The sequence below is a fragment of the Rathayibacter sp. AY1E2 genome, assembly GCF_002932325.1.
Lineage (GTDB): Bacteria > Actinomycetota > Actinomycetes > Actinomycetales > Microbacteriaceae > Rathayibacter.
This window is the reverse complement of record NZ_PSVO01000001.1, coordinates 249,249-274,465: the sequence shown is the minus strand read 5'-3', so window position 1 is coordinate 274,465 and position 25,217 is coordinate 249,249. Positions and strand designations below refer to the sequence as shown.

Genomic DNA, 25,217 nt, shown 5'->3' with positions numbered 1-25,217 from the left:
GTGTTGGACCGACTGACGCCCCCGGCACCCCGGACGCGTCGACGCGACAGGAAGTGAGTCACACGCAATGCGCACATTCGTACTCGCCGGAGGATGCTTCTGGTGTCTGGACGCCGTCTACCGCGTCCTCGACGGCGTGACCGACGTCGTCTCCGGCTACACCGGCGGCCGCACGACCGAGCCCGACTACGAGGACGTCTGCTCCGGGCGCACCGGCCACGCCGAGGCCGTCGCCGTCACCTTCGACCCCGAGGTCATCCCCGAGCAGGTCGTCCTCGACGTCTTCTTCACCCTGCACGACCCGCGACAGCTGAACCGCCAGGGCAACGACGTCGGCACGCAGTACCGCTCGGCGATGTTCTACTCCTCCGACGAGGAGAAGGAGCTGTTCGAGACCGCGCGCGACCGTGCGTCCGAGTGGTGGGACGGCCCGATCGTCACCGAGATCTCGCCGCTGGGCGTGTACTACCCCGCCGAGGACTACCACCAGGACTTCTTCGCGAAGAACCCGGGCCAGGGCTACTGCATGGCGGTCGCACTGCCCAAGGTGAACAAGATCCGCAAGTCCTACTCGAGGTACATCACCGCGTCGTAACGCTCCTCCACAGGGGACGATCCGCTCGTCCTCTCCCCAGAAGGGCCCGCCTCCACCTCGGAGGCGGGCCCTTCGTCGCGACACTGGCCCTGCGGCGCCCGAGCGGTACCAGCCCCCTCCGCCCGGGCGCCGTGCCCGTCGCAGCCGTGGCGGGGCAGGAGTAGAGAGGACACGACCATGACCGACACGCTGACCGTCATCGGGACCATCGGCACCGAGCCCCGGAGCATCGACACCTCCAGCGGCACCGCGATGACCAGCTTCCGGCTCGCCTCGACGCAGCGGCGCTACGACCGCTCGGAGCAGCGCTGGGTCGACGTCTCGACCAACTGGTACACCGTCACCGCGTTCAACGGCCTGGCCGGCAACGCGCTGTCCTCCCTGTCGCGCGGCGACCGGATCCTGGTCGCCGGGCGGCTCGGGGTGAGGGCCTGGGAGGCGGGAGGCAAGGCCGGTACCGATGTGGTCCTCACGGCCGAGGGCATCGGGCACGACCTCGCCTGGGGGACCAGCAGCTTCACGAAGACCGTCGGGCGCGCCTCTGCTCCCGCCCCCGCCGCCGAGCCCGCGTGGAGCGAGGAGGCGCCGCGCGAGGGCGCCGCGGCGGGGGACTGGGGCGCGTCGGGCCATGACCGCGGTGATGCCGTGCCCGAGCCGCCGGTGGCGGCGGGCGTCGGCGGAGGCGCTCCCGGTCTCTCGGTAGGATCCGGGGAGACCCCGTTCTGATCCGGGGGACCGGAGCGAGAGCCGTCCCGGTCGGGAGGAGCCGGGCGTGACACGGAACCGAGCGGCCCGCATCGCGCTCGTGCTCGGCGGTCTCGCCGTCTGCCTCTCCGGTTGCACGTCGCCGTCGGCGCCGGACCCCGTGGTGTCCTCCTCCGCGGCCGAGGCGCCGGCACCGGCGGAGTCCGCCGCACCCGTCGCCTTCGTGCCGGGCGGGACGACGGAGCAGAACCTCCCCGTGTTCGAGCAGACCCTTCGCGCGGCGGCCGAGCCCGATCCGGAGGTGAGCGGCTCCAGCGTGGTCGACGCGCTCGTCGCGGCGGGGTTCTCCCGCGAGTCTATGCAGCTGACAGCGGACGAGACCTCGGTCGGACTCGACGCGGACTCGGTGCAGGTCTCCGTCAAGCTCGGGGAGTCGTGCCTCATCGGCCAGTACGGCCCGAAGAGCGGCGGGGTGCGGGCGGTGATCGCGGCACCGATCTCGACCGGCGCCTGCCTGGTCGGCCGGACCGTCCCGATCCAGGGCTGACCCGGCGACGCTCGAGACGAGACGCCCCTTCGTGTGCCCCGGTCGGGGTCGAGAGGGAGGAAGGGATCCTCGACATGCCTCCACACCTCCCGATCGCGAGAGAGCGGGGAAACCGTCCCGCCCCTCCGGGGGACCACTGCGAGCGGTGCGGAGAGGAGGATCGGCGCCGTCTCCTCCGGCTGGGACCGCCGGTGAAGGGTCGATCGACGCCGGCCTCCCCTCCCCGGGAGTCCGCTCCGCACGGTTAGGCTGCCCTGGCCGACACGTGTGCCCCAGCAGGGGTACCGGGACGGACGTGCCGACGGGAGCGCTCGGCACGAGGACCACGACGAGGGGGAACTCGCCATGACCACATCCCGACCGCAGACGACGACGCGAGCGAGGTGGAGGCGCACCGCCATCGCGGTCGCGAGCACGGCAGCCGTCGTCCTCGGAGTGACGACAGGAGCCGGAGCGGCCGCCGCCGCGGAGAGCCGGATGGTCGCGCTGACGAGTCCCTACAACTGGTCGACCACCGAGACGTTCTCGGCCGCCCAGACCGCTGCCGTCGCGGGCGACGTCACCGGGCTCGACGTCACGCTTTCCGACTCCGCTCGGCCGACGGGACCGTACCCGGCGTTCACGACCTACAACTGGGCCATCGGGGACTACGACCTCGCCGGGTCGGCGACCCTCGCGTCCGGAAGTCGCAGCTTCCGCATCGACCTGAAGCAGCCCCTCGCCTCGTTCGGCAGTGGAACCGTCGCTCTGCAGATCACTGCGCAGAAGCAGCCGATCAAGAACCCCGAGGAGCCGATCGGCCAGCCGGTCGACAGCGGCTACGAGCTGACCACGTCGGCCACCCTCTCCGTCGCCGAAGCCTCCGGCAGCGGCGGCGTCGGCGGGGTCGACCTCAGCGGGACCGCGCAGACGCTGCAGCGGAGCGCCGCGTACTTCGCGTACAAGAAGGACGTCGACGTCGTGGAGGTCAAGGGCGGCGACACCGTCGTCCTCGAGTCCAACCGGGACGGCTTCTACGACCTCCAGGGGCTCGCCGCCTACGTCGGTCCCAGCAGGACCGAGCGGATCCCCGCCCAGGTGGTCGCGGACAACGATCAGTCCAAGGTCACCGTGACGATCCCGTCCAGCGCCTACGACGCCTACAAGGACCGCGTGAGCAGCCTGCTCCAGGTCACCGGCATCAGCAACGGCAGGGTGGAGCAGCCCCGCGGAGCGACCATCACGTCGGACGCCGCGGTCCGCGTGACAGGAAGCGGAGCCACCACCCCGCCGGTCACGCCGACCCCGACGGCCACCGCGACCACCCCGCCGGTCACGCCGACCCCGACCACTCCTCCGGTCACGCCCACGCCGACCGCAACGCCGACCGCCCCGCCCGCCGGCTCGCCGGCCGTCTCGCGCATCTCGGGCACCGACCGTCAGGGCACCGCGGTCGAGGTGTCCAAGCGCACCTTCCCGGCGAACGTCCCCGTCGTCTACGTCGCCACCGGGCAGAACTTCCCGGACGCGCTCAGCGCCGGACCCGCCGCGGCCAAGGCGGGCGGGCCGCTGCTCCTGGTCGACCGCGACTCGATGAGCCAGGTCGTCCGCACCGAGCTGACGCGTCTCAAGCCCGCGAAGATCGTCGTCGTCGGCTCCGAGCTCAGCGTCGGCAGCCAGGTCTACAACGACCTGGCCGGGTACGCGACGAACAGGAACATCACGCGCCTCGGCGGAGTCGACCGCTACGACACCTCGAAGAAGATCCTGCAGTACGCCTTCCCCACCGGCTCCTCGAGGGCCTGGCTGGCGACGGGCGAGAAGTTCCCCGACGCTCTGAGCGCCAGCGCCGCGGCCGGCGCGAAGGACGCTCCGGTGGTGCTGACCAACGGCACCGGCTCCACGGTGGACCCCCTCACCCAGCAGATCATCAGCGGCCTCAAGATCAGGACGCTGACCATCGCGGGCTCCTCGCTCTCGGTCAGCGCCGGCATCGAGCGCTCGATCACGGGCCCGGTGATCACCCGTATCGGCGGGACCGACCGGTACGACACCTCGGAGAAGCTGAACAAGGCGGCCTTCACCTCGGCGAATACCGTCTACCTCGCGACCGGTGAGAAGTTCCCCGACGCCCTGGCCGGAGCCACGGCGGCGGGCTACACCGGGAGCCCGCTCTTCGCGGTCCAGCCCACCTGCGTGCCCCGGGCGGTCCTCGCCGACATCACCGCGTCCAAGGCGACGCAGGTGATCCTGCTCGGCAGCACGGACACGCTGTCCGAGGCGGTGGAGCGCCTGACGCCCTGCAGCTGATCCGCACCGTCGTCCGCTGACGCGATCCGCCCTCCCCACCGGCCCGGCCGGAGCGGAGGGCGGTCCGCGTTCAGGCGCTCCCTCCGACGCGGACCGGCGAGTTCCCGTTATCCTCGACTGGTGCGGACGGTCCCGCGGCCTGCGCTCCGCGTCGGCCGGGGCCCGGCGTCCCGCCCCGGTCCGAGCCTCCGTCAGCGCCTCCGCGCGGAGCAGGGGACCGGCGGGCGACCCGACTCCGCGCAGACCGACGGACTTGAGGACTGGGCATGGCTGAATACATCTACTCGATGGTGCGCGCGCGGAAGGCGGTCGGCGACAAGCTGATCCTGGACGACGTCACCATGTCGTTCCTGCCGGGAGCGAAGATCGGCGTGGTCGGGCCCAACGGCGCCGGCAAGTCGACGATCCTGAAGATCATGGCGGGGCTGGACACGCCGAGCAACGGCGAGGCGCGGCTCAGCCCGGGCTACACCGTCGGCATCCTGATGCAGGAGCCCGAGCTCGACGAGACCAAGACGGTGCTCGAGAACGTCCAGGAGGGCGTGGGCGAGATCAAGGGCAAGATCGACCGCTTCAACGAGATCTCCCTCGCGATGGCCGACCCGGACGCCGACTTCGACAGCCTCCTCGCCGAGATGGGGACCCTGCAGGAGGCGATCGACGCCGCCGACGCCTGGGACCTGGACTCGCAGCTGGAGCAGGCGATGGACGCGCTGCGCACCCCGCCGGGTGACTCCCTCGTCACCAACCTCTCGGGTGGCGAGAAGCGCCGCGTGGCGCTCACCAAGCTCCTCCTGCAGAAGCCCGACCTGCTGCTGCTCGACGAGCCCACCAACCACCTCGACGCCGAGAGCGTGCTCTGGCTCGAGCAGTTCCTCTCGAAGTACCCCGGCGCCGTGCTCGCCGTCACCCACGACCGGTACTTCCTCGACAACGTCGCGGAGTGGATCGCCGAGGTCGACCGCGGCCACCTCTACCCCTACGAGGGCAACTACTCGACTTACCTCGAGAAGAAGAGCGCCCGCCTGGAGGTCCAGGGCAAGAAGGACGCCAAGCTCGCCAAGCGGCTCACCACCGAGCTCGACTGGGTGCGCAGCAACGCCAAGGGCCGTCAGGCCAAGTCGAAGGCGCGCCTGGCGCGCTACGAGGAGATGGCGGCCGAGGCCGAGAAGACGCGCGTGCTCGACTTCGAGGAGATCGTCATCCCGGTGGGCCCCCGTCTGGGCTCCCAGGTCATCGACGCGAAGAAGCTGCACAAGCAGTTCGGCGAGCGCGTCCTCATCGACGACCTCAGCTTCACGCTGCCCCGCAACGGCATCGTCGGCGTCATCGGCCCGAACGGCGTCGGCAAGACCACGCTCTTCAAGACGATCGTGGGCTTCGAGCCGCTCGACTCGGGCGACCTGAAGATCGGCGAGACGGTCGACATCTCCTACGTCGACCAGAGCCGCGGCGGCATCGACCCGCAGAAGAACCTGTGGGAGGTCGTCTCCGACGGGCACGACTACATCACCGTCGGGAAGACCGAGATCCCCTCCCGCGCCTACGTCTCGCAGTTCGGCTTCAAGGGCCCGGACCAGCAGAAGAAGGCCGGCGTCCTCTCCGGCGGCGAGCGGAACCGCCTCAACCTCGCGCTGACGCTCAAGCAGGGCGGCAACCTGCTCCTGCTCGACGAGCCCACCAACGACCTCGACGTCGAGACCCTGGGCAGCCTCGAGAACGCGCTCCTCGAGTTCCCGGGCTGCGCCGTGGTCATCACTCACGACCGGTGGTTCCTCGACCGGATCGCGACCCACATCCTCGCCTACGAGGGCACCGAGGAGGACCCGGCCAACTGGTACTGGTTCGAGGGCAACTTCGAGGCGTACGAGGAGAACAAGATCGAGCGCCTCGGCCCGGACGCGGCGAAGCCGCACCGCTCCGCGTACCGCAAGCTCACCCGCGACTGATGCGCCTGCACGTCGCCATCCCGCTGCGCTGGTCGGACTTCGACGCCTACGCGCACGTGAACAACGCCGAGATGCTGCGCCTGCTCGAGGAGGCGCGCATCCAGGCGTTCTGGAAGCCGGACTCGCCGCAGCCCGGCGGGATGGCGACGGCGGTGCTCGACGCACGGCCGGGCGCCGAGTCGATCAGCCTCATCGCCCGGCAGGAGATCGAGTACCTCGCGCCGATCCCGTACATGCGCGCGCCGATCGACGTGGAGCTGTGGATCGGGCGGATCGGCGGGGCGAGCCTCGAGGTCTGCTACGAGCTCTACTCGCCCGCCGGCGTCGTCCCGCGGGTGCTCTTCACGAAGGCGGCCACCACTCTGGTGCTGGTCACCGCCGCGACGGGCAGGCCCCAGCGCATCCCGGAGGAGCTCCGCGAGGCGTGGGGCCCCTACGTCGAGGAGCCCATCACCTTCTCGAAGCGGGGCTGAGCTCAGCCCAGGGGGACGCGGACCATGCCCTCCTGGGCGACGCTCGCCACGAGCACGCCCTCCTGCGTGTAGATGCGCCCGAGCGAGAGCCCGCGTCCGCCGGACGCGCTCGGCGCCTCCTGCACGTAGAGGAGCCACTGGTCCACGCGCGCGGGGCGGTGCCACCACATCGCGTGGTCGAGGCTCGCTATCCGCAGGCCCGGCGTCGTCCACGCCGCACCGTGCCGGCGGAGCGTGGATTCGAGGATCGTGTAGTCGCTCGCGTAGGCGAGGGCGGCGCGGTGCAGCATCGGATCGTCCGGCAGCGGTCCGAGCGAGCGCATCCACACGCTCTGGTGCGCGACCCGCTCGGGGTCGGCCCGGAGGTACACCGGCTGCTCGACGTGCCGCACGTCGAAGGGGCGCTGCGTGGCCCAGAAGCTGCCGACCGGGTGGTCGACCCCCGCGAGGATCTCAGCGGTGCTCGGCAGCGACTCCGGGTCGGGGATCCCCTCCGGCATCGGCGCCTGGTGGTCGAGACCCTCGTCCTCGGTCTGGAACGAGGCGATCATCGAGAGGATGGGGCGTCCGTTCTGGTAGGCCTGCGTCCGCCGCGTGCAGAAGGAGCGGCCGTCGTGGATCCGGTCGACCGAGAACGTGATCGGCAGGGAGACGTCCCCGGGGCGGAGGAAGTACCCGTGCATCGAGTGCACGGAGCGCCCCTCGACGGTGCGACCGGCCGCGATGAGCGACTGCGCGAGGACCTGGCCGCCGAAGACCCGCCCCTCGGGCATCCACTGCGAGGGACCCGTCGAGATGTCCTCGCTGGTGCGGGCGCCGGTGTCCGTCAGGTCGAGCGCGGTGAGGAACGAGGACAGGGGATCGGGCACGGTACCTCCGGGGTGTCGGGCGGTGGGGCGAGCGGCCTCGGGTAAGTTTATCGACGCGATGAGTTCGTCCTTCTCCCTGGCGGATCCGCCCAGCCTGTCGGATCTGCGCGTCTTCCTCGGCCGTTCGGCCCGGGTCGAGGACGGTGCGGTCCGGCTCCTCGCCGACGACCACGTGCTGGCCGCCTACACCGCGATCCTCCAGCCCCGCGGTCTGCTCGACCGCTCCGCGACCGTGCTGGGCCTGCGCGTCTTCGCGCTCGACGAGCCCGCCGGTTTCGACCGGGTCGTGCCGATCCGTGCGCTGTCGGACCGCCTCGCCCGCCTGCAGTGGGAGCCGGGCGGAGCGGACGGCAAGCCGGTTGTGCTGCCCGACGGCGACGACGCGACGGCGGGACCCTGGGCGGGCGTCTCCCCGCCCCGCGGCGGCTGGACCCGGCGCGAGCCCGTGGACCCGGGCTTCCTGGAGCGCGTCGCGCGCGAGGGGATCGACGAGATCGCGGCGGCCGTCGGCTCCGAGACGGGCGAGCAGATCGTCGGCCGCGTGCGGTCGAGCGTCTGGGGCCGCCCGCTCGACGGCCTCGAGGACGTCCCGGCGGGAGCGGCGTTCGCCCTCTTCGCGCTCGGGTTCCTCGGCGCCGACGACCCGGTCGCCCTGCTCGAGAGCGGCGCCTGGCGCCGCCTCACCTCACGGCGCGGACACGTGCTGGTCCGCACCCCGGGCTGAGCGGCTACTCCTCGAAGGTGTTCACCATCGCGTGGGCGGCGCGCTCCAGGTAGTCCCAGAGCAGGGCGTCGTCGGCCGGAGCGAGCTCGAGATCGTCGACGGCCGTCCGCATGTGCTGGAGCCAGTGGTCGCGGGCCTCGGGGTTGATCCGGAACGGCTGGTGCCGCATCCGCAGGCGCGGGTGGCCGCGCTCCTCGCTGTAGGTGCCCGGGCCGCCCCAGTACTGCTCGAGGAAGCCGGTCAGCCGCTGGATCGCGCCCTCGAGGTCGTGCTCGGGGTACATCGGCCAGAGGACCTCGTCCTCGCGGACGCCCTCGTAGAAGCGGCGGACCAGGCGCTCGAACGTCGGCCGGCCGCCGATGTGCTCCCAGAAGCTGCGCAGCGGAGGCGCGCCGCCGATCTGCAGGCCGCTCACGAGCGCGCTCCCGTCGGGCCGGAGGTGCCGCCGCCGTCCTGGGGCGGCGTCCCGCTCCCGCGCCGCAGCGCGCGGGGGAGCCGCACGGGCTTGCCGTGCTCGGTGCTGATCGTGGGGGAGGGCGTGGTCCGCGGCGGTTTAGCGCCTCCGACGCTCGTCGCCCCCTCGAAGCCCTCGAGGACGACGGTGGCCAGCGAGGGGAGCTTCACGTCGAGCGCGTCGAGCGACTTCTTCAGGCGCAGGCGCAGCTCGCGGGCGACGTCGTCCTTGGCGGTGGTGCGGGTCTTGACCACGACCCGGATGATCAGGGCGTCGTCGGCGATGGACTCCAGGCCCCAGAGCTCGGGCTTGTCGATGATCCGGGCCCGCCAGCGACTGCTCGCCGCCAGCTCGTTCGCGGTCGCGAGGACCGTGGACTGCACCTGCTCGAGGTCCGTCTCGTAGGGCACGGCCAGGTCGACGATGACGCGCGACCAGCCCTGCGACATGTTCCCGACCCGGACGATCTCGCCGTTGCGGACGAACCAGAGGGTGCCGTTGACGTCGCGGATCTGCGTCACCCGGACGCCGACCGACTCGACCACGCCCGTCGCCTGCCCGGTGTCGACGACGTCGCCGACCCCGAGCTGGTCCTCCGCGACCATGAACAGCCCATTCAGGACGTCCTTGACGATGTTCTGCGCGCCGAAGCCGAGGCCCGCGCCGAGGGCGGCCGTCAGCAGGGCGAAGGAGCCGATGAGGTCCTTGTCGATCGTCGTCACGATCATGACCAGGGCGATGACGACGATCAGGATCGAGCTCAGGTTGTTGAGGATCGACCCGAGCGTGCGCGTGCGCTGCACCACCCGCACGGCCGCGAGCGGCGACGCGGCGATCGACTGGGTGTCCTCGACGCGCTGTCGGCGCTTCACTCCCGACACGATCTGGTCGACGACGCGGCCGATCACGAAGTGGGCGATGACGCGCACCAGCAGCGCGCCCAGCACGATCCCGAGGATCGCGACCACCTTCCAGAAGGGCTCGGACTCGAAGAAGGAGACGGTGGCGGCGACAGGATCCGGGGTGGAGGTCTGAAGAAGCAGCATGACCGCTCCAGGCTACGGGACGCCTCCCTCCGAGACGGGTGCACGAGCCCCGCGCGCGTATAGATTCGAAGCGGGTCCGCTCGGACCCGGACACCGCCCTGGGAAGGACGCCCGATGCTCCACTCCACCCGGACTCCCGCCGAGAAGCGCCGCCTCTTCCGCGAGCGCCTCGCCTCGGGCGAGCTGCTGCAGCTGCCCGGCGCGTTCACTCCGCTCTCCGCGCGCCTCATCGAGGCGAAGGGCTTCGACGGGATCTACGTCTCGGGCGCCGTGCTCTCGGCCGAGCTGGGGCTGCCGGACATCGGGCTCACCACGCTCAGCGAGGTGGCCGGCCGCTCGCAGCAGATCGCGCGCCTGACCGACCTGCCCGTCCTCGTCGACGCGGACACCGGCTTCGGCGAGCCGCTGAACGTCGCTCGCACGGTGCAGATGCTCGAGGACGCCGGAGTCGCGGGGCTGCACATCGAGGACCAGGTGAACCCCAAGCGCTGCGGGCACCTCGACGGCAAGGCGGTCGTCGACGAGGCGACCTCGGTGCGGAGGATCGCGGCGGCCGTCGACGCGCGCCGCGACTCCGATCTGGTGATCATGGCCCGCACCGACATCCGCGCCCTCGACGGCCTGCCAGCCGCGATCGACCGCGCCAAGCGCCTCGTCGACGCCGGAGCCGACGCAGTGTTCCCCGAGGCGATGCGCGACCTGTCCGAGTTCGAGGCCGTGCGCGCCGCGATCGACGTGCCGATCCTCGCCAACATGACCGAGTTCGGCAAGAGCGAGCTGTTCACCGCGCAGCAGCTCGCCGACGTCGGCGTGAACGTCGTGATCCACCCGGTCTCGCTGCTCCGGATCGCGATGGGCGCCGCGATGCGGGCACTCGACGCCCTCAAGGCGGAGGGGTCGCTCCGCTCGGAGGTCCCGGGCATGCAGACGCGCGCCGAGCTCTACGAGCTCCTCGACTACGCCTCGTACAGCCGCTTCGACGAGGGCGTCTTCGACTTCTCGCTCGCCGACCACTACGGCGCCTGAGCGCGCCGACCCGCATGAACCGGCGGCGCTCCCCGGCGCCGCCGCCCGCCTCTCGCGAAGGAGCGAAGGATGAGCACGACCGATCAGGACATCCGCAAGGGACTCGTGGGGGTCGTCGTCGACACGACGGCCGTCTCGAAGGTCGACCCGGCGTCGAACTCGCTGCTCTACCGCGGCTACCCCGTGCAGGAGCTCGCGGCGGGGACCTCGTTCGAGGACGTGGCCTGGCTGCTCTGGCACGGCGAGCTCCCCACTGCGGAGGAGGCGGCCGGGCTGGCCGCCGTGGAGCGGGCCCACCGCGCCCTGGCCCCCGAGGTGCGCACCGTGATCGACCTGCTGCCGCTGTCGGCGCACCCGATGGACGTGGTGCGGACGGCGGTGAGCGTCCTGGGCGCGCTCGAGGAGGATCCGGACGCCGACGCTCCCGAGGCCGTGCTGGAGCGCTCCGTGCGGCTCTGGGCGGCACTGCCGGCGATCGTCGCCTACGCTCAGCGCCGCCTGCGCGGCCTCGAGCCGATCGATCCGCGCGACGACCTCGACTACTCCGAGAACTTCCTCTGGACGACCTTCGGCGAGGTGCCGGAGCCGGTCGTCGTCGACGCGTTCCGCGTCTCGCTGGTGCTCTACGCCGAGCACTCCTTCAACGCCTCGACGTTCACGGCCCGCGTCGTGACGTCGACGCTGTCGGACGTCCACTCCGCCGTGACCGCCGCCGTGGGAGCGCTCAAGGGACCGCTCCACGGCGGGGCGAACGAGGCCGTGCTGCACGTGCTCGACGAGGTCGGCACCGGACCGGAGGCGGACCGGCGGTCCCGCGAGTGGCTCGCCGAGGCTCTCGGACAGCGCCGGAAGGTCATGGGGTTCGGCCACCGGGTCTACAAGTCGGGCGACTCGCGGGTGCCGACCATGGACGCCGCTCTCCGGCGGCTCGCCGAGCACGAGGGGGCCGGCGAGATGATGGAGCTGTACGACGCTCTGGCCGCGGCGATGGCCGAGCGGACGGGCATCCTGCCGAACCTCGACTACCCGTCCGGCCCCGCCTACCGGCTGATGGGCTTCGACACCGGGATCTTCACTCCGCTGTTCGTCGCCGCGCGGGTGGTGGGCTGGACGGCCCACGTGATCGAGCAGCGGGGCTCGAACGCGCTCATCCGGCCGCTGTCCGCCTATGACGGGCCGGAGCGCCGCTCGGTCCCGCAGCGCTAGGCGCCGGGAGCGGGGAGAGCCGCCCGGTCCCGCAGCGCCGAGCGCCGGGGGACCGGGCGGCTCACTGTCAGCCCCGGGTGTCGCGCTCCTGGGCGCGGAGCGCACGCTCCACGCCGGCCAGGTTCTCGATCACGAGTCGGCGCAGCGCCGGGACCTCCGGGTTCGCGTCGAGCCAGGCGCGGGTGGCGTCGACGATCTCCTGCGAGGGCGTGGCGGCCGGGTAGAAGCCGACGACCAGGTACTCGGCGATCTTGTAGCTCTTCGACTCCCAGAGGGTGCGGAGGGCGTCGAAGTAGACCGGGACCATCGCGTCGAGCAGGCGCGGGTCCGCGGCGCGCTGGAAGCCCAGGCCCGTCGAGCGGACGATCGTGTTCGGTGCCGAGTCGTCGGCCGTGACGGAGTCCCACGCCGCGCGCTTCGCCTCCGCGGTCGGCAGTGCGGCACGGGCGTGCGCGGCCGACTGCTGGCCGGTCGCCGTGTTGTCCGAGGCGAGCGCCGCGTCGATGTCGTCCGCACCGGCCCGCCCGCCGGCGACGAGAGCGATCAGCAGCTCCCAGCCGAGGTCGGTGTCGATGTCGAGGCCGCCGAGGGCGGTGGAGCCGTCGAGCAGCGCCTGCACGGCCTCGAGGTGCGCCGGGGTGGACGCGATCGCGGCGAAGAACTTCACGAACTGGAACTGCGCGTCGCTGCCCGGCTCGGCGCTCTGCGCGAGCGTCCACAGCTGATCGCCCGCCTCCTCGACGACCTCGGCCCGGTACTCCGGAGCGACGTACTGGGTGGCGGTGGCGACGAGCTGGTTGAGCACCGTCCGCAGGGTCGTGGACTCGGTCTCGGTCGCGACGTTGCCCAGGACGAGGCGGACGAAATCGCGCGGCGCCGACTCGGCGTCGCGGGTCGAGTCCCAGACCGAGCCCCAGACCAGCGAGCGGGCCAGGGGGCTGTCGATGCTCGCGAGGTGCTCGACGGCCACGGCGAGCGAGGCGTCGTCGAGGCGGACCTTCGCGTAGGCGAGGTCGTCGTCGTTGAGCAGCACGAGCGCCGGACGGGTGCGGCCGATCAGCTCGGGCACCTCGGTGCGCTCCCCGTCGACGTCCAGCTCGAGGCGGTCGACGCGGACGAGGCGCTCGCCCTCGAAGTCGTACAGGCCGATCGCCAGGCGGTGCGGGCGGATCGTCGGGTACTCCTCGACCGCGGTCTGCAGGATCGCGAAGGACGCGATCGCTCCGCTCTCGTCGACCGCGATCTCGGGGCGGAGCGTGTTCACGCCGGCCGTCTCGAGCCACTGCGCCGACCACTCGGTGAGGTCGCGCCCGCTGGTGGCCTCCAGCTCGACCAGCAGGTCGCGCAGCTCCGTGTTCGAGAAGGCGTGCTTGACGAAGTACTCGTGGACGCCGGCGAGGAACTCCTTCTCGCCGACCCACGCGACGAGCTGCTTGAGCACCGAGGCGCCCTTGGCGTAGGTGATGCCGTCGAAGTTGACCTGGACGTCCTCGAGATCGTTGATGGTCGCGACGATCGGGTGGGTCGAGGGCAGCTGGTCCTGGCGGTAGGCCCAGCTCTTCTCCATCGCGGCGAAGGTGGTCCACGCCTCGGTCCACTCCGTCGCCTCCGCGGTGGCGAGGGTGGAGGCGTACTCGGCGAACGATTCGTTGAGCCAGAGGTCGTTCCACCACTTCATCGTGACCAGGTCGCCGAACCACATGTGGGCGAGCTCGTGGAGGATCGTGACGACCCGGCGCTCCTTGATCGCGTCCGTCACCTTGGAGCGGAACACGTAGGTCTCGGTGAAGGTCACCGCTCCCGCGTTCTCCATCGCGCCGGCGTTGAACTCGGGGACGAACAGCTGGTCGTACTTCGCGAACGGGTACGGGACGCCGAACTTCTCCTCGTAGAAGGCGAAGCCCTGCTTCGTCTTCTCGAACACGTAGTCGGCGTCGAGGAAGGGCGCGAGCGAGGCCCGGGCGAAGACCCCCAGCGGGATGGTGCGGCCGTCGGAGGAGACGAGCGAGTCGGTCTCGACCACGTAGGGTCCGGCGACGAGGGCCGTGATGTAGGAGGAGATGCGCGGGGTGGGCTCGAAGCTCCAGGTCGCGATCCCCTCGCCCGCCGGGACCGGCTCGGGAGTGGGCTGGTTCGACACGACCTGCCACTGCGCGGGCGCGGTGACGGTGAAGCGGAACTCGGCCTTGAGGTCCGGCTGCTCGAACACCGCGAAGACGCGGCGGGAGTCGGGCACCTCGAACTGCGAGTACAGGTACACCTCGCCGTCGACGGGGTCGACGAAGCGGTGCAGGCCCTCGCCCGTGTTGGTGTAGAGCATGTCGGCGACGACGGTGAGCTCGTTGTCCGCAGCCAGGGAGTCGAGGCGGATCCGGACGCCGTCGGCGACGTCGGCGGGGTCGAGCTCCGCGCCGTTGAGGGTGACGGAGTGGACCGTGCCCGTGACGGCGTCGATGAAGCTCGAGGCGCCCTCGGTGGCGGAGAAGCGCACCGTGGTCGTGCTGAGGAAGGTCTCGGCTCCCCGGGTCAGGTCGAGGGCGATGTCGTAGTCGTGGACCTGGATCAGCGAGGCGCGCTCCTGCGCCTCGCTCCGGGTGAGGTTGTCTCCTGGCACGGGGGTGCTCCATCCGTTCGTCTCGGGCGCTGCCGCGGGCGCCGGGGTGCGGGCGCCGCCGATCCACCCTAGAGCTGCCGGGACCTGCCGTGGAGCCCCGTGGCGCCGATCCTGCGGAGCCGCCGGGGAGCGCGGACGCGGCCCCGGCGAGCGGCGTAGCGTGTCCCCATGACCTCTGTGGACTTCTGGTTCGACCCGTCCTGCCCGTGGGCCTGGATGACCTCGCGATTCGTGGACGAGGTGACCCCCGCGCGCGACCTCGACGTGCAGTGGCACATCATGAGCCTCGCCGTCCTCAACGAGGACAAGGACGTGGACGACTCGTACCGCGCCTTCCTCCCGCGCGCGCTGCGCTACACGCGCCTGGTCGCCGCCGTCGCCGAGCGCGAGGGCCGCGAGCACGTGAAGCCGCTCTACGACGCGCTCGGCACCCGGATCCACCCGGGGGGGCGCACCGACGTCGACGCGGTGATCGCCGAGTCGCTCGCCGAGCTCGGCCTGCCCGCGGAGCTCGCCGCCCACGCCGACTCGGACGAGTACGACGAGCCGATGCGCGCCTCCCACTTCGACGGGATCGAGCGGGTCGGCCAGGACGTCGGCACCCCGGTCATCGCGATCGGCGACGTCGCCTTCTTCGGCCCCGTCATCTCGCCGATCCCGAGGGGCGAGCAGGCGCTGACCCTCTGGGACGGCATCGTCGCCGCCGCCTCCTTCGACGGCTTCTTCGAGCTCAAGCGCTCGCGGACCCGCGACCCGCAGTTCGACTGAGCCGACCCGCGGTACTCTGGCTCCCGGCCCGGGCACCGCGGGCCCCAGACGGCTCTTCCGGAGGAGTTCTCTCGTGCGCATCCACATCGCCACGGACCACGCAGGGCTGGACTTCAGCCGTCACCTGATCGAGCACCTCGGTGCCGCCGGTCACGACGTGATCGACCACGGCCCCACGTCCTACGACCCGCTGGACGACTACCCGTCCTTCTGCATCAACGCCGCCGCCGCGGTCGTCCGCGATCAGGAGGCGGGGGTCGAGGCCCTCGGCGTCGTCTTCGGCGGCTCGGGCAACGGCGAGCAGATCGCGGCGAACAAGGTCGCGGGCGTGCGCGCGGCACTCGTCTGGAACCTGAGCACCGCCGTGCTGGCCCGCCAGCACAACGACGCGAACGTCATCTCGATCGGGGCCCGCCAGCACTCCGTCGAGGAGGCCACCGGCTTCATCGACGCGTTCGTCGCCGAGCCCTTCACCTTCGAGGAGCGGCACGTGCGCCGCATCGCGCAGCTCGCCGAGTACGAGGCCACCGGCGACATCACCGGCCGGGTCGTCGACTCCGCCGCGAAGGAGCGCTGAGTGCCCGAGGGGCACTCCGTCCACCGGATCGCCCTGCAGTTCGAGCGCGACGTCGTCGGGCACCGCGTCGCGACCAGCAGCCCCCAGGGCCGCTTCACCGAAGGAGCCGCGCTCCTCGACGGGCGCGAGGTCCTCGAGTCCACGGCCGTCGGCAAGCACCTGCTGCTGCGCTTCGAGGGCGACCTGACGCTGCACGTCCACCTCGGCCTCTACGGTGCGTGGGACTTCCTCGGGCACGTCTCGCCGCTGTTTCCGGACGGCAAGGCCGGCAGCAGCATCGGCGCTCCCCGGCGCCGCCGCGCCGTGCGCCTCTCCGAGACGGAGCACGAGACCGACTCCGACCTCGACGAGTTCCCGCCGCCGCCCGTGGGCGCGGTGCGCGTGCGCATCATGACGGAGGAGACGGTCGCCGATCTGCGCGGCCCCACCGCCTGCGAGGTGATGGACCCCGCCCAGGTGGAGGCCCTCCTCGCCCGCCTCGGTCCGGATCCGGCCGTCGACGACTCCGACGAGGCGCGCGACCGCTTCGTGAACCGGCTCCGCAGGACGGCGACGCCGGTCGGGCTGGTGCTGATGGACCAGTCCGTGGTCAGCGGCATCGGCAACATCTACCGCGCGGAGCTGCTCTACCGCGCCGGCCTCGACCCGCACACTCCCGGCAAGCAGGTGCCGCTGGAGCTCGCACAGGAGCTATGGCGGGACTGGGCGGACCTGCTCGAGGACGGCATCCGGACCGGGATGATGATCACGCGCCGCGGCCTGACGAAGACCGAGCGCTCGAAGGCCGTCCGCAGCCGCGCCGAGCGCAACTACGTCTACAAGCGCGAGGGCCTGCCCTGCCGCGTCTGCGGTACGAACGTGCTGCTCGAGGAGATCGGCGCGCGCAAGCTCTACTGGTGCCCGGTGTGCCAGTCGTGAGCTCCGGTGGAGAGACGCCGGCCCGGTCCCGCGCCCGCCGAGCCGTCCGCCCCGCGCTCCGCGAGGCCGCCCGATGACCGGCGGTCTCCTGCTCCGGGGCGCCCGCCTCCTCGGCTCGTCCCGACCCGGTGCCGTGCTCCTGCGCGACGGCCGCGTGGAAGCGGTCGGACCGGACGCCGCCGCCGCCCCGGGCGACGAGGTGCGCGACCTCGACGGGCGCTGGGTGCTCCCCGGCCTCTGGGACGAGCACGTCCACTTCTCCCAGTGGGCGATGACGGCACCGCGCCTGGACGTCTCGACAGCCGACTCGGCCCGCGGAACGGCGGACGCGGTCCGACGTCGCCTGGCGGAGGAGCCCGGTACCGGCACGCTGATCGGCTTCGGCTTCCGCGACGGCCTCTGGCCGGAGCCGCCCACGACCGCGCTCCTGGACGAGGTCTCTCCGGAACGGCCCGTCGTGCTGATCAGCGGCGACCTGCACTGCGCCTGGCTGAACTCCGCCGCGTACCGGCGCTACGCCGTCGCTCCCGAGCCCGAGCTGCTGCGCGAGGACGCTTGCTTCGAGCTCGTCACCGCACTCGGCGCCCTCGGCGACGACGAGCTCGACGCACTCGCCGACGCGGCGGCGCGGCGGGCTGCGGCTCGCGGGGTGGTCGGCGTCGTCGACCTCGAGATGCGCTGGAACGCGGGGGACTGGCCCCGTCGCGTCGACGGCGGAACCCGCTCCCTCCGCGTCGACACCGGCGTCTACCGCGACCACCTCGACCGCGCCCTCGCGGAGGGACTGCGCACGGGCGACGAGCTCGACGGCGGTGACGGCCTGCTGCGGATGGGCCCGCTCAAGGTCCTGATCGACGGCTCCCTCAACACGAGGACCGCCTACTGCGCCCACCCGTACGCCGACCACGACGGCTACGGCGTCCTCACCGTGGAGCCCGCCGAGCTGGACGAGCTGCTCGCCCGCGCGGCCGCCGGGGGCATCCGCTCCACCGTGCACGCGATCGGAGACGCCGCGGCGACGCTGGCTCTGGACGCGCTCGGCCGGGTCGGCGGGGGCCGGATCGAGCACGCTCAGCTGCTCGCGGAGACCGACCTTCCGCGGTTCGCCGCGCTCGGCGTGGAGGCCGGAGTGCAGCCCGCGCACGCGCTCGACGACCGCGAGGTGGCGGAGCGGTACTGGCCGGGACGCACCGGCCGGGCGTTCCCGCTGCGCTCGCTGCTCGACTCCGGGGCCCGCGTGGTGCTCGGCTCGGACGCTCCGGTCGCTCCGCTCGACCCGTGGGTCGCGATCTCGGCCGCGGTCGCGCGGGCGCTGCCCGGCGACGAGCCCTGGCATCCGGAGCAGCGGGTGAGCGTCGAGGAGGCGATCGTCGCCTCGACCCGGGTGCGCCGGCTCACGCCCGCGGCCGGCGATCCCGCCGATCTCGTGGTGGTCGACCGCGATCCGCTCGCCGCCGACGCGGGAGCCCTCCGATCCATGCCGGTCGCCGCGACCCTCCTGGCGGGCCGCTTCACGCACGGCGGCTGACCCGCGCCCGTCGCGACTCCGGCTGCTCCGGATCGCGCGGACGGGCCGGGGAACGACGACGGCCCGCGAGATCCGAGGATCCGCGGGCCGGTTAAGCCGTGGTGCTCAGCTCTCGCTGACGTGGGCGAAGAGGAACCAGCGGTCCTTCTCGAGGCCGCGGCCGATCTCGATCGCGACGTCCTGGCTGCTCGCGTCGATCTCGGCGAGCTCGGCGATCGCCGTGTTGACGGTCGCGATGGCGACGTCCATCTGGCGGATGATCTCGACGATCGCGTTCTCGGAGCGCTGGAAGCCGGGGGTGAGGGGTTCGGACCGCGTCGCCGAGGCGACGGTCTGGATGCGGGCGTCGACCGGGAGGCCGAGGGCGACGACGCGCTCCGCGGCGAGGTCGGCCCACTCGATGGCGCGGCCGACGATCGCGTCGAGCAGCTCGTGGACGCCGATGAAGTTGGCGCCGCGGACGTGCCAGTGCGCCTGCTTGCCGTTGACGGCGAGCGCGGTCATCTCGACGACGACGGGGCTGAGGAACTGGGCGACTCCGGATGCGACATCCGGGTTCGACGAGGTGAGCGACGTGACGGACGTGGTGGACATCGTCTGGTCCTTTCGAGAGGGGGTGACTGATCGTCAACAGTACGCAGATCCCTCGGCGCCGCAAGGAAGCGCAGGCTCGGCTCAGTCCGGTGAAGGACAGGCTCACCTCGGTCGCGGAGGGGCGTCACGGGGGCTTCCCCCCGGGTGCCCGGAGCCGTGCCGCCGGTACGCTCGACCGGGTCGCGGCGGCGGCGGGAGCGGACAGGAGGCGCGGATGAGCGGAGCATCGACGGCCCTCGGCGAGGCCTCGCGCGCCTACCTCCGGCTCTGGCGCGGACTGCCCCGGGAGGTGCTCGCGCTGGTGGCCGCGATCCCGGTCGCGCTCCTCGGCGCCTTCTGCGCCGGCGTCGCGCTGGCCGTCGCGCTCGGGCTCGTCGGAGTCCTGATCGGCCTGGTGTTCCTGCCTGCCGCCCTCTACACGGCGCGCTTCTTCTCGCGGGCCGCCGTCGGCCTCGACGTGCTGGCCGGACGGCCCGCCGTCCCCCGGCCGCAGTGGCGGCGACCGCCCTCCTCCGTCACTCCGTCGACCTTCGCCCTCTACGGTCCGGTGATCGACGGGCACTACTGGCTCGCTCTCCTGCACACGCTCGTCGTGGCTCCGGTGCTCGCGCTGCTGTCAGGACTGCTCCTGGCGCTGTGGACCTGGGCGGGCCCGGGCACGGTGGCCGCCGCGCTCACGGGGGCCCCCGGTCCGGCCCGCCTGCTGGCCGAGAGCGGAGCAGCTCTGCTGGGCGCCCCGCAGCCTCCGGCGGGACTGGTCGCCGCGGCGACGGTCGCCACGACCGTCCTCTTCGTCTCGACCCTGCCGTTCGCCACCCGCGGTCTCTCCCTCCTGCACTGGTTGGTCGACCGTCTCCTGCTCGGCCCGTGGGAGTCGGAGGCGCTCCAGCGCGAGGTCGCCGAGCTGAGCGCCTCCCGCGGCGCAGCCGTCGCCGCCGAGGACCGCGCGCTGCGCCGGCTCGAGCGCGACATCCACGACGGCCCGCAGCAGCGCCTGATCCGGGTCCAGATGGACCTGGCCTCGGCCCGCAACCGACTCGCCGCCGACCCGGAGTCCGCCGCCCGCCTGGTCGACGAGGCTCGCGAGCACGTGCGCGCCGCGCTCGACGAGCTGCGCGCCCTCTCCCGCGGAGTGGCGCCGCCGATCCTGCAGGACCGGGGCTTCGAGGCGGCGGTGCACTCGCTCGCCGAGCTCAGCCCGGTGCCGGTCGAGGTCCTCACCGAGCACCCCGTGGCGGACGTCCCGCCCGAGGTCGAGCGCAGCGTCTACTTCGTCGTCGCCGAGCTGCTCGCCAACGCCTCCAAGCACTCCCGTGCCCGATCGGTGCGGGTGCACCTCGACACCCGCGACTCCGGCACTCCGGGGGAGCGCTGGCTCGACGCCTGGGTGGTGGACGACGGAGTCGGCGGGGCGTCGCCGGTCGCCGGTCACGGTCTCGAGGGGGTCGGCGGGCGCGTCCGGGGCCTGCGCGGGATCCTGAGCGTGGAGTCGCCGGTCGGCGGGCCGACCACGGTCGGGGTGCACGTCCCCTACCGCCCGGCCGCCCTATCCTGAGGGCGTGCCCGTGATCCGCGTCGCCATCGCCGAGGACTCGGTCCTCCTGCGCGAGGGCCTGGTCCGCCTCTTCGAGGACGCGGGGTTCGCCTCCGTCGGCGCCTTCGGGGACGCGGACGCCCTGCTCGCCGATCTGGCGCAGGACCCGGCCGGGGTCGACGTCGCCGTGCTCGACGTCCGGATGCCGCCGACCTTCCGCGACGAGGGCGTCCGCGCGGCGCTGGAGATCCGCCGGCGCTACCCGCAGGTGTCGGTTCTGCTGCTCAGCCAGTACGTCGAGGTCACCTACGCGCAGGAGCTGCTCGGCTCCGGCGACGGCGGACTCGGCTACCTCCTGAAGGACCGGGTCGCCTCCGTGGAGGAGCTGCGCGACGCCGTCGAGCGCGTCGCAGCGGGCGGAACCGTCCTCGACCCGCAGGTCGTCGCCTCGCTCCTGCAGCGCAACCGCGACCCGCTCGCCTCGCTGACCCCGCGGGAGCGGGAGGTGCTGGAGCAGATGGCCCAGGGGCGCACGAACGCGGGCATCGCCTCCGCTCTCTTCGTCGGCGTGGGCGCCGTGGAGAAGAACGTGACCGCGATCTTCCAGAAGCTCGGGCTCGAGGACTCGGGCTCCGACCACCGGCGGGTGCTGGCGGTCCTCGCCTTCCTGCGCGCCGGGCGCTGACCACCGGAGAAGAGGAGAACCCGATGCCGTCGAGTCCTGCGGAGGGCGCCCGCGTCCTCGCCCTGACCGGGGACGCGCCCCGGAGATCGCCGACACCGCGTGGGTCGCTCCGGGCGCCACCGTGATCGGCTCCGTGCGCCTGGGGGAGCGGGCGAGCGTCTGGTACGGCGCCGTCCTGCGCGCCGAGCACGCGCGGATCGAGCTCGGCGCCGGCAGCAACCTCCAGGACGGCGTCGTCGTCCACGTCGACGCCGACTACGACGCGGTCATCGGCGCCGGAGTCTCGGTCGGGCACAACGCCGTGCTGCACGGCTGCACCCTCGAGGACGACGTGCTGGTCGGCATGAGCGCGACCGTCCTGAACGGGGCCGTCGTCGGCACCGGCTCGCTGATCGCCGCGGGCGCCGTCGTCCTCGAGGGGACGGTCGTCCCGCCGGGCTCGCTGGTGGCGGGCGTCCCCGGGAGGGTCCGGCGGGAGCTGACGGAGGAGGAGCGCGAGGGCATCCGCCGGAACGCCGCCTCGTACCTCGCCCTGACGGAGGAGCACCGCGGCGCGGTCGGCTGAGCACGCCCGGAACGCCTCGGAACGACGAAGAGCCCCGGACGTTTGGGGCTCTTCGAGAGGAGAGGGGCTGACGAGAATCGAACTCGCATCATCTGTTTGGAAGACAGAGGCTTTACCACTAAGCTACAGCCCCGAATCGCTGGTCTGACGTCCGCGAACCGGTGCGACCGGGTCTCTCGACCGGGCACCAGGACAGCGTAGTACATCGCGCGTGCACCGTGGACACCCCGGTCGTCCTCCGCCGCGCGGTTCCGGTCGCCGCTGCCGGGGTGCAGTACACTTGCGAAGGCCATTTCGGCGTGTCGCGCAAGCGCACGTGCGGGGACGGCTCGACGAGAGTCTCACGCACGGTGCCCAGGCCCGCGCATCCGGGGCGTAGCTCAGCTTGGCTAGAGCGCCCGCTTTGGGAGCGGGAGGTCGCAGGTTCGAATCCTGTCGCCCCGACCACGAGTACTCATCGTGACGACATCGACCCGTGACGACCGTCATCCGGCGCCGACACCAACCAGCACAGGAGATCCCCTCACGTGAAGACCACGGTAGAACAGCTGAGCCCGACCCGCGTGAAGCTCGCGATTTCGGTCACCCCGGACGAGCTCGGCCCCAGCATCACGCACGCCTACGGCCACATCGCCGAGCAGATCAACGTCCCCGGCTTCCGCAAGGGCAAGGTCCCGCCCGCCATCGTCGACCAGCGCGTCGGCAAGGCCGCGGTGCTCGAGCACGCGGTCAACGAGGGCCTCGACGGCTTCTACCGCGAGGCCGTCCGCGAGACCGAGGTCCGCCCCCTGGGCCGCCCCCAGGCCGACATCGTCGCCTGGCCGAGCGACAAGGACTTCACCGGCGACCTCGAGCTCGCCATCGAGGTCGACGTGCGCCCCGAGATCACCGTCCCGGACTACGACGGCATCGAGCTCACCGTCGAGGCGGCGGAGGTCACCGACGCCGACGTCGACGCCGAGCTGGACAAGCTCCGCAGCCGCTTCGGCACCCTGGTCACCGTGGACCGCCCGGCGAAGACCGGAGACTTCGCGCAGATCGACCTGGTCGCCTCCATCGACGGCGTCGAGGTCGACACCGCCAACGCCATCTCGTACGAGCTCGGCTCGGGCGAGCTGATCGAGGGCATCGACGAGGCGCTCGACTCGCTCACCGCGGGCGAGAGCACCACGTTCACCGCTCCGCTGCTCGGCGGCGACCACGCCGGCGAGCAGGCCGAGATCGCCGTCGCGCTCACCGCCGTCAAGGAGCGCGAGCTCCCCGAGGCCGACGACGACTTCGCGCAGATCGCCAGCGAGTTCGACACCATCGCCGAGCTGCGCGAGTCGCTCAAGGAGCAGGCCGCTCAGCAGAAGACCTTCGGCCAGGGCGGCGAGGCCCGCGAGAAGCTCGTCGAGGCGCTGCTCGCCCTCGTCGAGGTCCCCGTGCCCGCCGGTCTCGTCGAGGACGAGGTGCACCGCCACCTCGAGGGCGAGAACCGCCTCGAGGACGACGAGCACCGCGCCGAGGTCAAGGAGGCCAGCGAGAAGACCTTCAAGACGCAGATCCTCCTCGACCACGTCGTCGAGCAGGAGAAGGTCCAGGTCAGCCAGGACGAGCTCACGCAGTACCTCATCCAGGGTGCGGCGCAGTACGGCATGGAGCCGAACGAGTTCATCAAGATCCTGTCCGAGAACAACCAGATCGGCCAGATGGTCGGCGAGGTCGCCCGCAACAAGGCGCTCGCGATCGTCCTCGGCAAGGCGAAGGTCACCGACACCGAGGGCAACGCCGTCGACCTGACCGCGTTCACCGCGGTCCCCGGTGACGACGAGGCCGTCGAGGCCTCCGACGAGGCCGTCGCCTCGGACGAGACCGAGGTCGTGGAGGAGGCTCAGGCCGCCGCCGACGCCGAGGTCCCCGCGGAGCCCGTCGCCGAGGAGCCCGCTGCCGAGGAGGAGCCCGCCCCGGCCCCCAAGAAGAAGCGCGCGCCGGCCAAGAAGAAGGCCGCCGCTCCCGCCGAGGAGACCCCGGCCGCGGAGTAGTCGCCGCGAGCACGTCAGGAGCCGCCCCCCGATCCGTCGGAGGGCGGCTCCTCTCGTTGGGGGGGGCTCCGGTCCGCCCCGGGCGAACACGGGCGACTCCCGCTCCGCCCCGGGCGAACACGGCCGGATCGGGTTGGCGGCGTCCGATAGATTCGCCTCCGAAGCGACAACTGAAACGGAGCAATACATGGCCGACATGGTTATGCCCAACAGTGTTTTCGACCGCCTGCTCAAGGACCGGATCATCTGGCTCGGTTCCGAGGTGCGCGACGAGAACGCGAACGAGATCGCCGCGAAGCTCCTGCTCCTGGCAGCCGAGGACTCCGAGCGGGACATCTACCTCTACATCAACTCGCCCGGCGGCTCCATCACCGCGGGCATGGCGATCTACGACACGATGCAGTTCGTCCCGAACGACATCGTTACCGTGGGCATCGGGATGGCGGCCTCCATGGGCCAGCTGCTCCTCACCGCCGGAACCCAGGGCAAGCGCTACATCACCCCGAACGCGCGGGTGCTCCTCCACCAGCCGCACGGCGGCTTCGGCGGCACGGCCTCCGACATCCAGACCCAGGCGCAGCTCATCCTCGACATGAAGAAGCGCCTCGCCGAGATCACCGCCAAGGCGACCGGCAAGACCGTCGAGCAGGTCAACGAGGACGGCGACCGCGACCGCTGGTTCAGCGCCGAGGAGGCCCTCGCCTACGGCTTCGTCGACCACATCCGCTCGTCGGCGACCGACGTGGCCGGCGGTGGCGGAACCGCCATCGACGAGTAGTCCAGCGAACGCGCCGAGAGATCAGGAACAGACAATGACCACACCCACCTTCGGCGGAACGGCGTTCGGCTCCGGAGCCGCACCGTCCTCGCGCTACATCCTCCCCACGTTCGAGGAGCGCACGGCCTACGGCTACAAGCGCCAGGACCCGTACGCCAAGCTCTTCGAGGACCGCATCATCTTCCTCGGAGTCCAGGTCGACGACGCCTCCGCGGACGACATCATGGCCCAGCTCCTCGTGCTCGAGAGCCAGGACCCGGACCGCGACATCGTCATGTACATCAACTCGCCCGGTGGCTCCTTCACCGCGATGACGGCGATCTACGACACGATGCAGTACATCCGCCCGCACATCCAGACGGTCGTGCTCGGCCAGGCCGCCTCGGCCGCCGCCGTGCTCACCGCCGCGGGAACGCCCGGCAAGCGCCTCGCGCTGCCGAACGCGCGCATCCTCATCCACCAGCCCGCCGTGCAGCAGGGCGGGGGCCAGGCCTCGGACATCGAGATCCAGGCCGCCGAGATCATGCGCATGCGCGAGTGGCTCGAGGAGACGCTGTCGCACCACTCGAACCGCTCGATCGAGCAGGTCAAGAAGGACATCGACCGCGACAAGATCCTCGGCGCGAGCGACGCGCTCGAGTACGGGCTGATCGACCAGGTGCTCACCAGCCGCAAGAGCCTCCCGGCTCTCACGGCGTAGGGCGTCCGGGAGGGGCCGGGTGGCGGAGCGATCCGCCGCCCGGCCCCTC

General features: G+C 71.9%; 24 protein-coding genes and 2 tRNA genes. 20 read left to right on the top strand and 6 right to left on the bottom strand.

The features are described from left to right. Positions 1 to 67: 67 nt before the first annotated feature. The 6 genes from msrA (at position 68) to C5C49_RS01175 (ending at position 6,558) form a co-directional block, all read left to right on the top strand. Positions 68 to 595, top strand: coding sequence for a peptide-methionine (S)-S-oxide reductase MsrA (gene msrA / locus C5C49_RS01205; RefSeq protein WP_104223713.1), 528 nt, complete (start codon positions 68 to 70; stop codon positions 593 to 595). Positions 596 to 772: 177 nt separating this feature from the next. Beyond that, positions 773 to 1,321 (top strand): single-stranded DNA-binding protein, encoded by a 549-nt coding sequence (locus tag C5C49_RS01195; protein ID WP_104345224.1) that lies wholly within the window; start codon positions 773 to 775, stop codon positions 1,319 to 1,321. Between the two features lie 46 nt (positions 1,322 to 1,367). Then, positions 1,368 to 1,847 (top strand): DUF6993 domain-containing protein, encoded by a 480-nt coding sequence (locus C5C49_RS01190; protein ID WP_104345223.1) that lies wholly within the window; start codon positions 1,368 to 1,370, stop codon positions 1,845 to 1,847. A gap of 345 nt (positions 1,848 to 2,192) precedes the next feature. After that, positions 2,193 to 4,136, top strand: coding sequence for a cell wall-binding repeat-containing protein (locus tag C5C49_RS01185; protein ID WP_104345222.1), 1,944 nt, complete (start codon positions 2,193 to 2,195; stop codon positions 4,134 to 4,136). Positions 4,137 to 4,402: 266 nt separating this feature from the next. Next, entirely contained in the window at positions 4,403 to 6,085 is a 1,683-nt protein-coding gene (gene ettA / locus C5C49_RS01180; protein WP_104223708.1) for an energy-dependent translational throttle protein EttA, read from the top strand. Continuing rightward, the gene (locus C5C49_RS01175) at positions 6,085 to 6,558 is read left to right on the top strand and encodes a thioesterase family protein (protein ID WP_104223707.1); all 474 of its coding nucleotides are present in this window, start codon (positions 6,085 to 6,087) and stop codon (positions 6,556 to 6,558) included. The genes ettA and C5C49_RS01175 overlap by 1 nt, the downstream gene beginning before the upstream one ends. A gap of 2 nt (positions 6,559 to 6,560) precedes the next feature. On the opposite strand, the gene C5C49_RS01170 is transcribed toward C5C49_RS01175, so the two are convergent. Continuing rightward, positions 6,561 to 7,427: an acyl-CoA thioesterase II gene (locus C5C49_RS01170; protein WP_244230637.1), complete on the bottom strand. Its 867-nt coding sequence runs from the start codon at positions 7,425 to 7,427 to the stop codon at positions 6,561 to 6,563. A gap of 58 nt (positions 7,428 to 7,485) precedes the next feature. Between C5C49_RS01170 and C5C49_RS01165 the strand changes: the two genes are divergently transcribed. Beyond that, positions 7,486 to 8,151, top strand: a complete 666-nt coding sequence (locus C5C49_RS01165) for a hypothetical protein (RefSeq protein ID WP_104223706.1) — start codon at positions 7,486 to 7,488, stop codon at positions 8,149 to 8,151. 4 nt (positions 8,152 to 8,155) lie between these two features. Here C5C49_RS01165 and C5C49_RS01160 read toward each other — a convergent pair whose 3' ends face one another. Continuing rightward, complete coding sequence (locus tag C5C49_RS01160; protein WP_308471220.1) at positions 8,156 to 8,566, bottom strand: globin; 411 nt, start codon at positions 8,564 to 8,566, stop codon at positions 8,156 to 8,158. Beyond that, positions 8,563 to 9,651, bottom strand: coding sequence for a mechanosensitive ion channel family protein (locus C5C49_RS01155; RefSeq protein WP_104345221.1), 1,089 nt, complete (start codon positions 9,649 to 9,651; stop codon positions 8,563 to 8,565). The genes C5C49_RS01160 and C5C49_RS01155 overlap by 4 nt, the downstream gene beginning before the upstream one ends. 114 nt (positions 9,652 to 9,765) lie before the next feature. On the opposite strand from C5C49_RS01155, the gene prpB reads away from it, so the two are divergent. Then, a complete protein-coding gene (gene prpB, locus C5C49_RS01150; protein WP_104223704.1) occupies positions 9,766 to 10,677 on the top strand; it encodes a methylisocitrate lyase in 912 nt (303 codons plus the stop codon). A 69-nt stretch (positions 10,678 to 10,746) separates the two neighbouring features. Continuing rightward, positions 10,747 to 11,883 (top strand): bifunctional 2-methylcitrate synthase/citrate synthase, encoded by a 1,137-nt coding sequence (locus C5C49_RS01145; RefSeq protein ID WP_104232531.1) that lies wholly within the window; start codon positions 10,747 to 10,749, stop codon positions 11,881 to 11,883. A gap of 67 nt (positions 11,884 to 11,950) precedes the next feature. Here C5C49_RS01145 and pepN read toward each other — a convergent pair whose 3' ends face one another. Then, the gene (gene pepN, locus C5C49_RS01140) at positions 11,951 to 14,497 is read right to left on the bottom strand and encodes an aminopeptidase N (protein ID WP_104261280.1); all 2,547 of its coding nucleotides are present in this window, start codon (positions 14,495 to 14,497) and stop codon (positions 11,951 to 11,953) included. 168 nt (positions 14,498 to 14,665) lie between these two features. Between pepN and C5C49_RS01135 the strand changes: the two genes are divergently transcribed. The 4 genes from C5C49_RS01135 (at position 14,666) to C5C49_RS01120 (ending at position 18,288) form a co-directional block, all read left to right on the top strand. Beyond that, positions 14,666 to 15,265 carry a DsbA family protein gene (locus tag C5C49_RS01135; protein WP_104223701.1) on the top strand — a complete coding sequence of 200 codons (600 nt, stop codon included), beginning with the start codon at positions 14,666 to 14,668 and terminating at the stop codon, positions 15,263 to 15,265. 73 nt (positions 15,266 to 15,338) lie between these two features. Continuing rightward, positions 15,339 to 15,842: a ribose-5-phosphate isomerase gene (locus tag C5C49_RS01130; protein WP_104327693.1), complete on the top strand. Its 504-nt coding sequence runs from the start codon at positions 15,339 to 15,341 to the stop codon at positions 15,840 to 15,842. Further along, a complete protein-coding gene (locus C5C49_RS01125) occupies positions 15,843 to 16,760 on the top strand; it encodes an Fpg/Nei family DNA glycosylase (protein ID WP_104328457.1) in 918 nt (305 codons plus the stop codon). Between the two features lie 73 nt (positions 16,761 to 16,833). Then, entirely contained in the window at positions 16,834 to 18,288 is a 1,455-nt protein-coding gene (locus C5C49_RS01120) for an amidohydrolase (protein ID WP_104345220.1), read from the top strand. 105 nt (positions 18,289 to 18,393) lie between these two features. Here the strand turns inward: C5C49_RS01120 and C5C49_RS01115 are convergent, their stop codons facing one another. Further along, entirely contained in the window at positions 18,394 to 18,882 is a 489-nt protein-coding gene (locus C5C49_RS01115; protein ID WP_104232536.1) for a Dps family protein, read from the bottom strand. A 214-nt stretch (positions 18,883 to 19,096) separates the two neighbouring features. Here C5C49_RS01115 and C5C49_RS01110 point away from each other — a divergent pair, with 214 nt between their 5' ends. The 3 genes from C5C49_RS01110 (at position 19,097) to C5C49_RS01100 (ending at position 21,666) form a co-directional block, all read left to right on the top strand. Further along, positions 19,097 to 20,437: a histidine kinase gene (locus C5C49_RS01110; RefSeq protein WP_104283603.1), complete on the top strand. Its 1,341-nt coding sequence runs from the start codon at positions 19,097 to 19,099 to the stop codon at positions 20,435 to 20,437. 4 nt (positions 20,438 to 20,441) lie between these two features. Continuing rightward, the gene (locus C5C49_RS01105; protein ID WP_104345219.1) at positions 20,442 to 21,101 is read left to right on the top strand and encodes a response regulator transcription factor; all 660 of its coding nucleotides are present in this window, start codon (positions 20,442 to 20,444) and stop codon (positions 21,099 to 21,101) included. Positions 21,102 to 21,186: 85 nt separating this feature from the next. Beyond that, entirely contained in the window at positions 21,187 to 21,666 is a 480-nt protein-coding gene (locus tag C5C49_RS01100; protein ID WP_104345218.1) for a gamma carbonic anhydrase family protein, read from the top strand. 62 nt (positions 21,667 to 21,728) lie between these two features. On the opposite strand, the gene C5C49_RS01095 is transcribed toward C5C49_RS01100, so the two are convergent. Next, positions 21,729 to 21,799, bottom strand: a tRNA-Gly gene (locus C5C49_RS01095). A 236-nt stretch (positions 21,800 to 22,035) separates the two neighbouring features. On the opposite strand from C5C49_RS01095, the gene C5C49_RS01090 reads away from it, so the two are divergent. The 4 genes from C5C49_RS01090 to C5C49_RS01075 all read left to right on the top strand — a co-directional run bounded on the left by C5C49_RS01090 (position 22,036) and on the right by C5C49_RS01075 (position 25,168). Further along, positions 22,036 to 22,113 (top strand) — tRNA-Pro (locus C5C49_RS01090). A gap of 80 nt (positions 22,114 to 22,193) precedes the next feature. Continuing rightward, a complete protein-coding gene (gene tig, locus C5C49_RS01085; RefSeq protein ID WP_104232539.1) occupies positions 22,194 to 23,690 on the top strand; it encodes a trigger factor in 1,497 nt (498 codons plus the stop codon). A 187-nt stretch (positions 23,691 to 23,877) separates the two neighbouring features. Continuing rightward, positions 23,878 to 24,468, top strand: a complete 591-nt coding sequence (locus C5C49_RS01080) for an ATP-dependent Clp protease proteolytic subunit (protein WP_097165884.1) — start codon at positions 23,878 to 23,880, stop codon at positions 24,466 to 24,468. Between the two features lie 34 nt (positions 24,469 to 24,502). Further along, complete coding sequence (locus C5C49_RS01075; protein WP_068253282.1) at positions 24,503 to 25,168, top strand: ATP-dependent Clp protease proteolytic subunit; 666 nt, start codon at positions 24,503 to 24,505, stop codon at positions 25,166 to 25,168. Positions 25,169 to 25,217: the final 49 nt, after the last annotated feature.

Excerpts from the sequence above, each read along its gene's own strand:
- msrA (WP_104223713.1), top strand. The coding sequence starts at position 68 with ATGCGCACATTCGTACTCGCCGGAGGATGCTTCTGGTGTCTGGACGCC.
- C5C49_RS01195 (WP_104345224.1), top strand. The coding sequence starts at position 773 with ATGACCGACACGCTGACCGTCATCGGGACCATCGGCACCGAGCCCCGG.
- C5C49_RS01185 (WP_104345222.1), top strand. The coding sequence starts at position 2,193 with ATGACCACATCCCGACCGCAGACGACGACGCGAGCGAGGTGGAGGCGC.
- ettA (WP_104223708.1), top strand. The coding sequence starts at position 4,403 with ATGGCTGAATACATCTACTCGATGGTGCGCGCGCGGAAGGCGGTCGGC.
- C5C49_RS01175 (WP_104223707.1), top strand. The coding sequence starts at position 6,085 with ATGCGCCTGCACGTCGCCATCCCGCTGCGCTGGTCGGACTTCGACGCC.
- C5C49_RS01165 (WP_104223706.1), top strand. The coding sequence starts at position 7,486 with ATGAGTTCGTCCTTCTCCCTGGCGGATCCGCCCAGCCTGTCGGATCTG.
- C5C49_RS01155 (WP_104345221.1), bottom strand. The coding sequence starts at position 9,651 with ATGCTGCTTCTTCAGACCTCCACCCCGGATCCTGTCGCCGCCACCGTC.
- prpB (WP_104223704.1), top strand. The coding sequence starts at position 9,766 with ATGCTCCACTCCACCCGGACTCCCGCCGAGAAGCGCCGCCTCTTCCGC.
- C5C49_RS01145 (WP_104232531.1), top strand. The coding sequence starts at position 10,747 with ATGAGCACGACCGATCAGGACATCCGCAAGGGACTCGTGGGGGTCGTC.
- C5C49_RS01135 (WP_104223701.1), top strand. The coding sequence starts at position 14,666 with ATGACCTCTGTGGACTTCTGGTTCGACCCGTCCTGCCCGTGGGCCTGG.
- C5C49_RS01120 (WP_104345220.1), top strand. The coding sequence starts at position 16,834 with ATGACCGGCGGTCTCCTGCTCCGGGGCGCCCGCCTCCTCGGCTCGTCC.
- C5C49_RS01115 (WP_104232536.1), bottom strand. The coding sequence starts at position 18,882 with ATGTCCACCACGTCCGTCACGTCGCTCACCTCGTCGAACCCGGATGTC.
- C5C49_RS01110 (WP_104283603.1), top strand. The coding sequence starts at position 19,097 with ATGAGCGGAGCATCGACGGCCCTCGGCGAGGCCTCGCGCGCCTACCTC.
- C5C49_RS01080 (WP_097165884.1), top strand. The coding sequence starts at position 23,878 with ATGGCCGACATGGTTATGCCCAACAGTGTTTTCGACCGCCTGCTCAAG.
- C5C49_RS01075 (WP_068253282.1), top strand. The coding sequence starts at position 24,503 with ATGACCACACCCACCTTCGGCGGAACGGCGTTCGGCTCCGGAGCCGCA.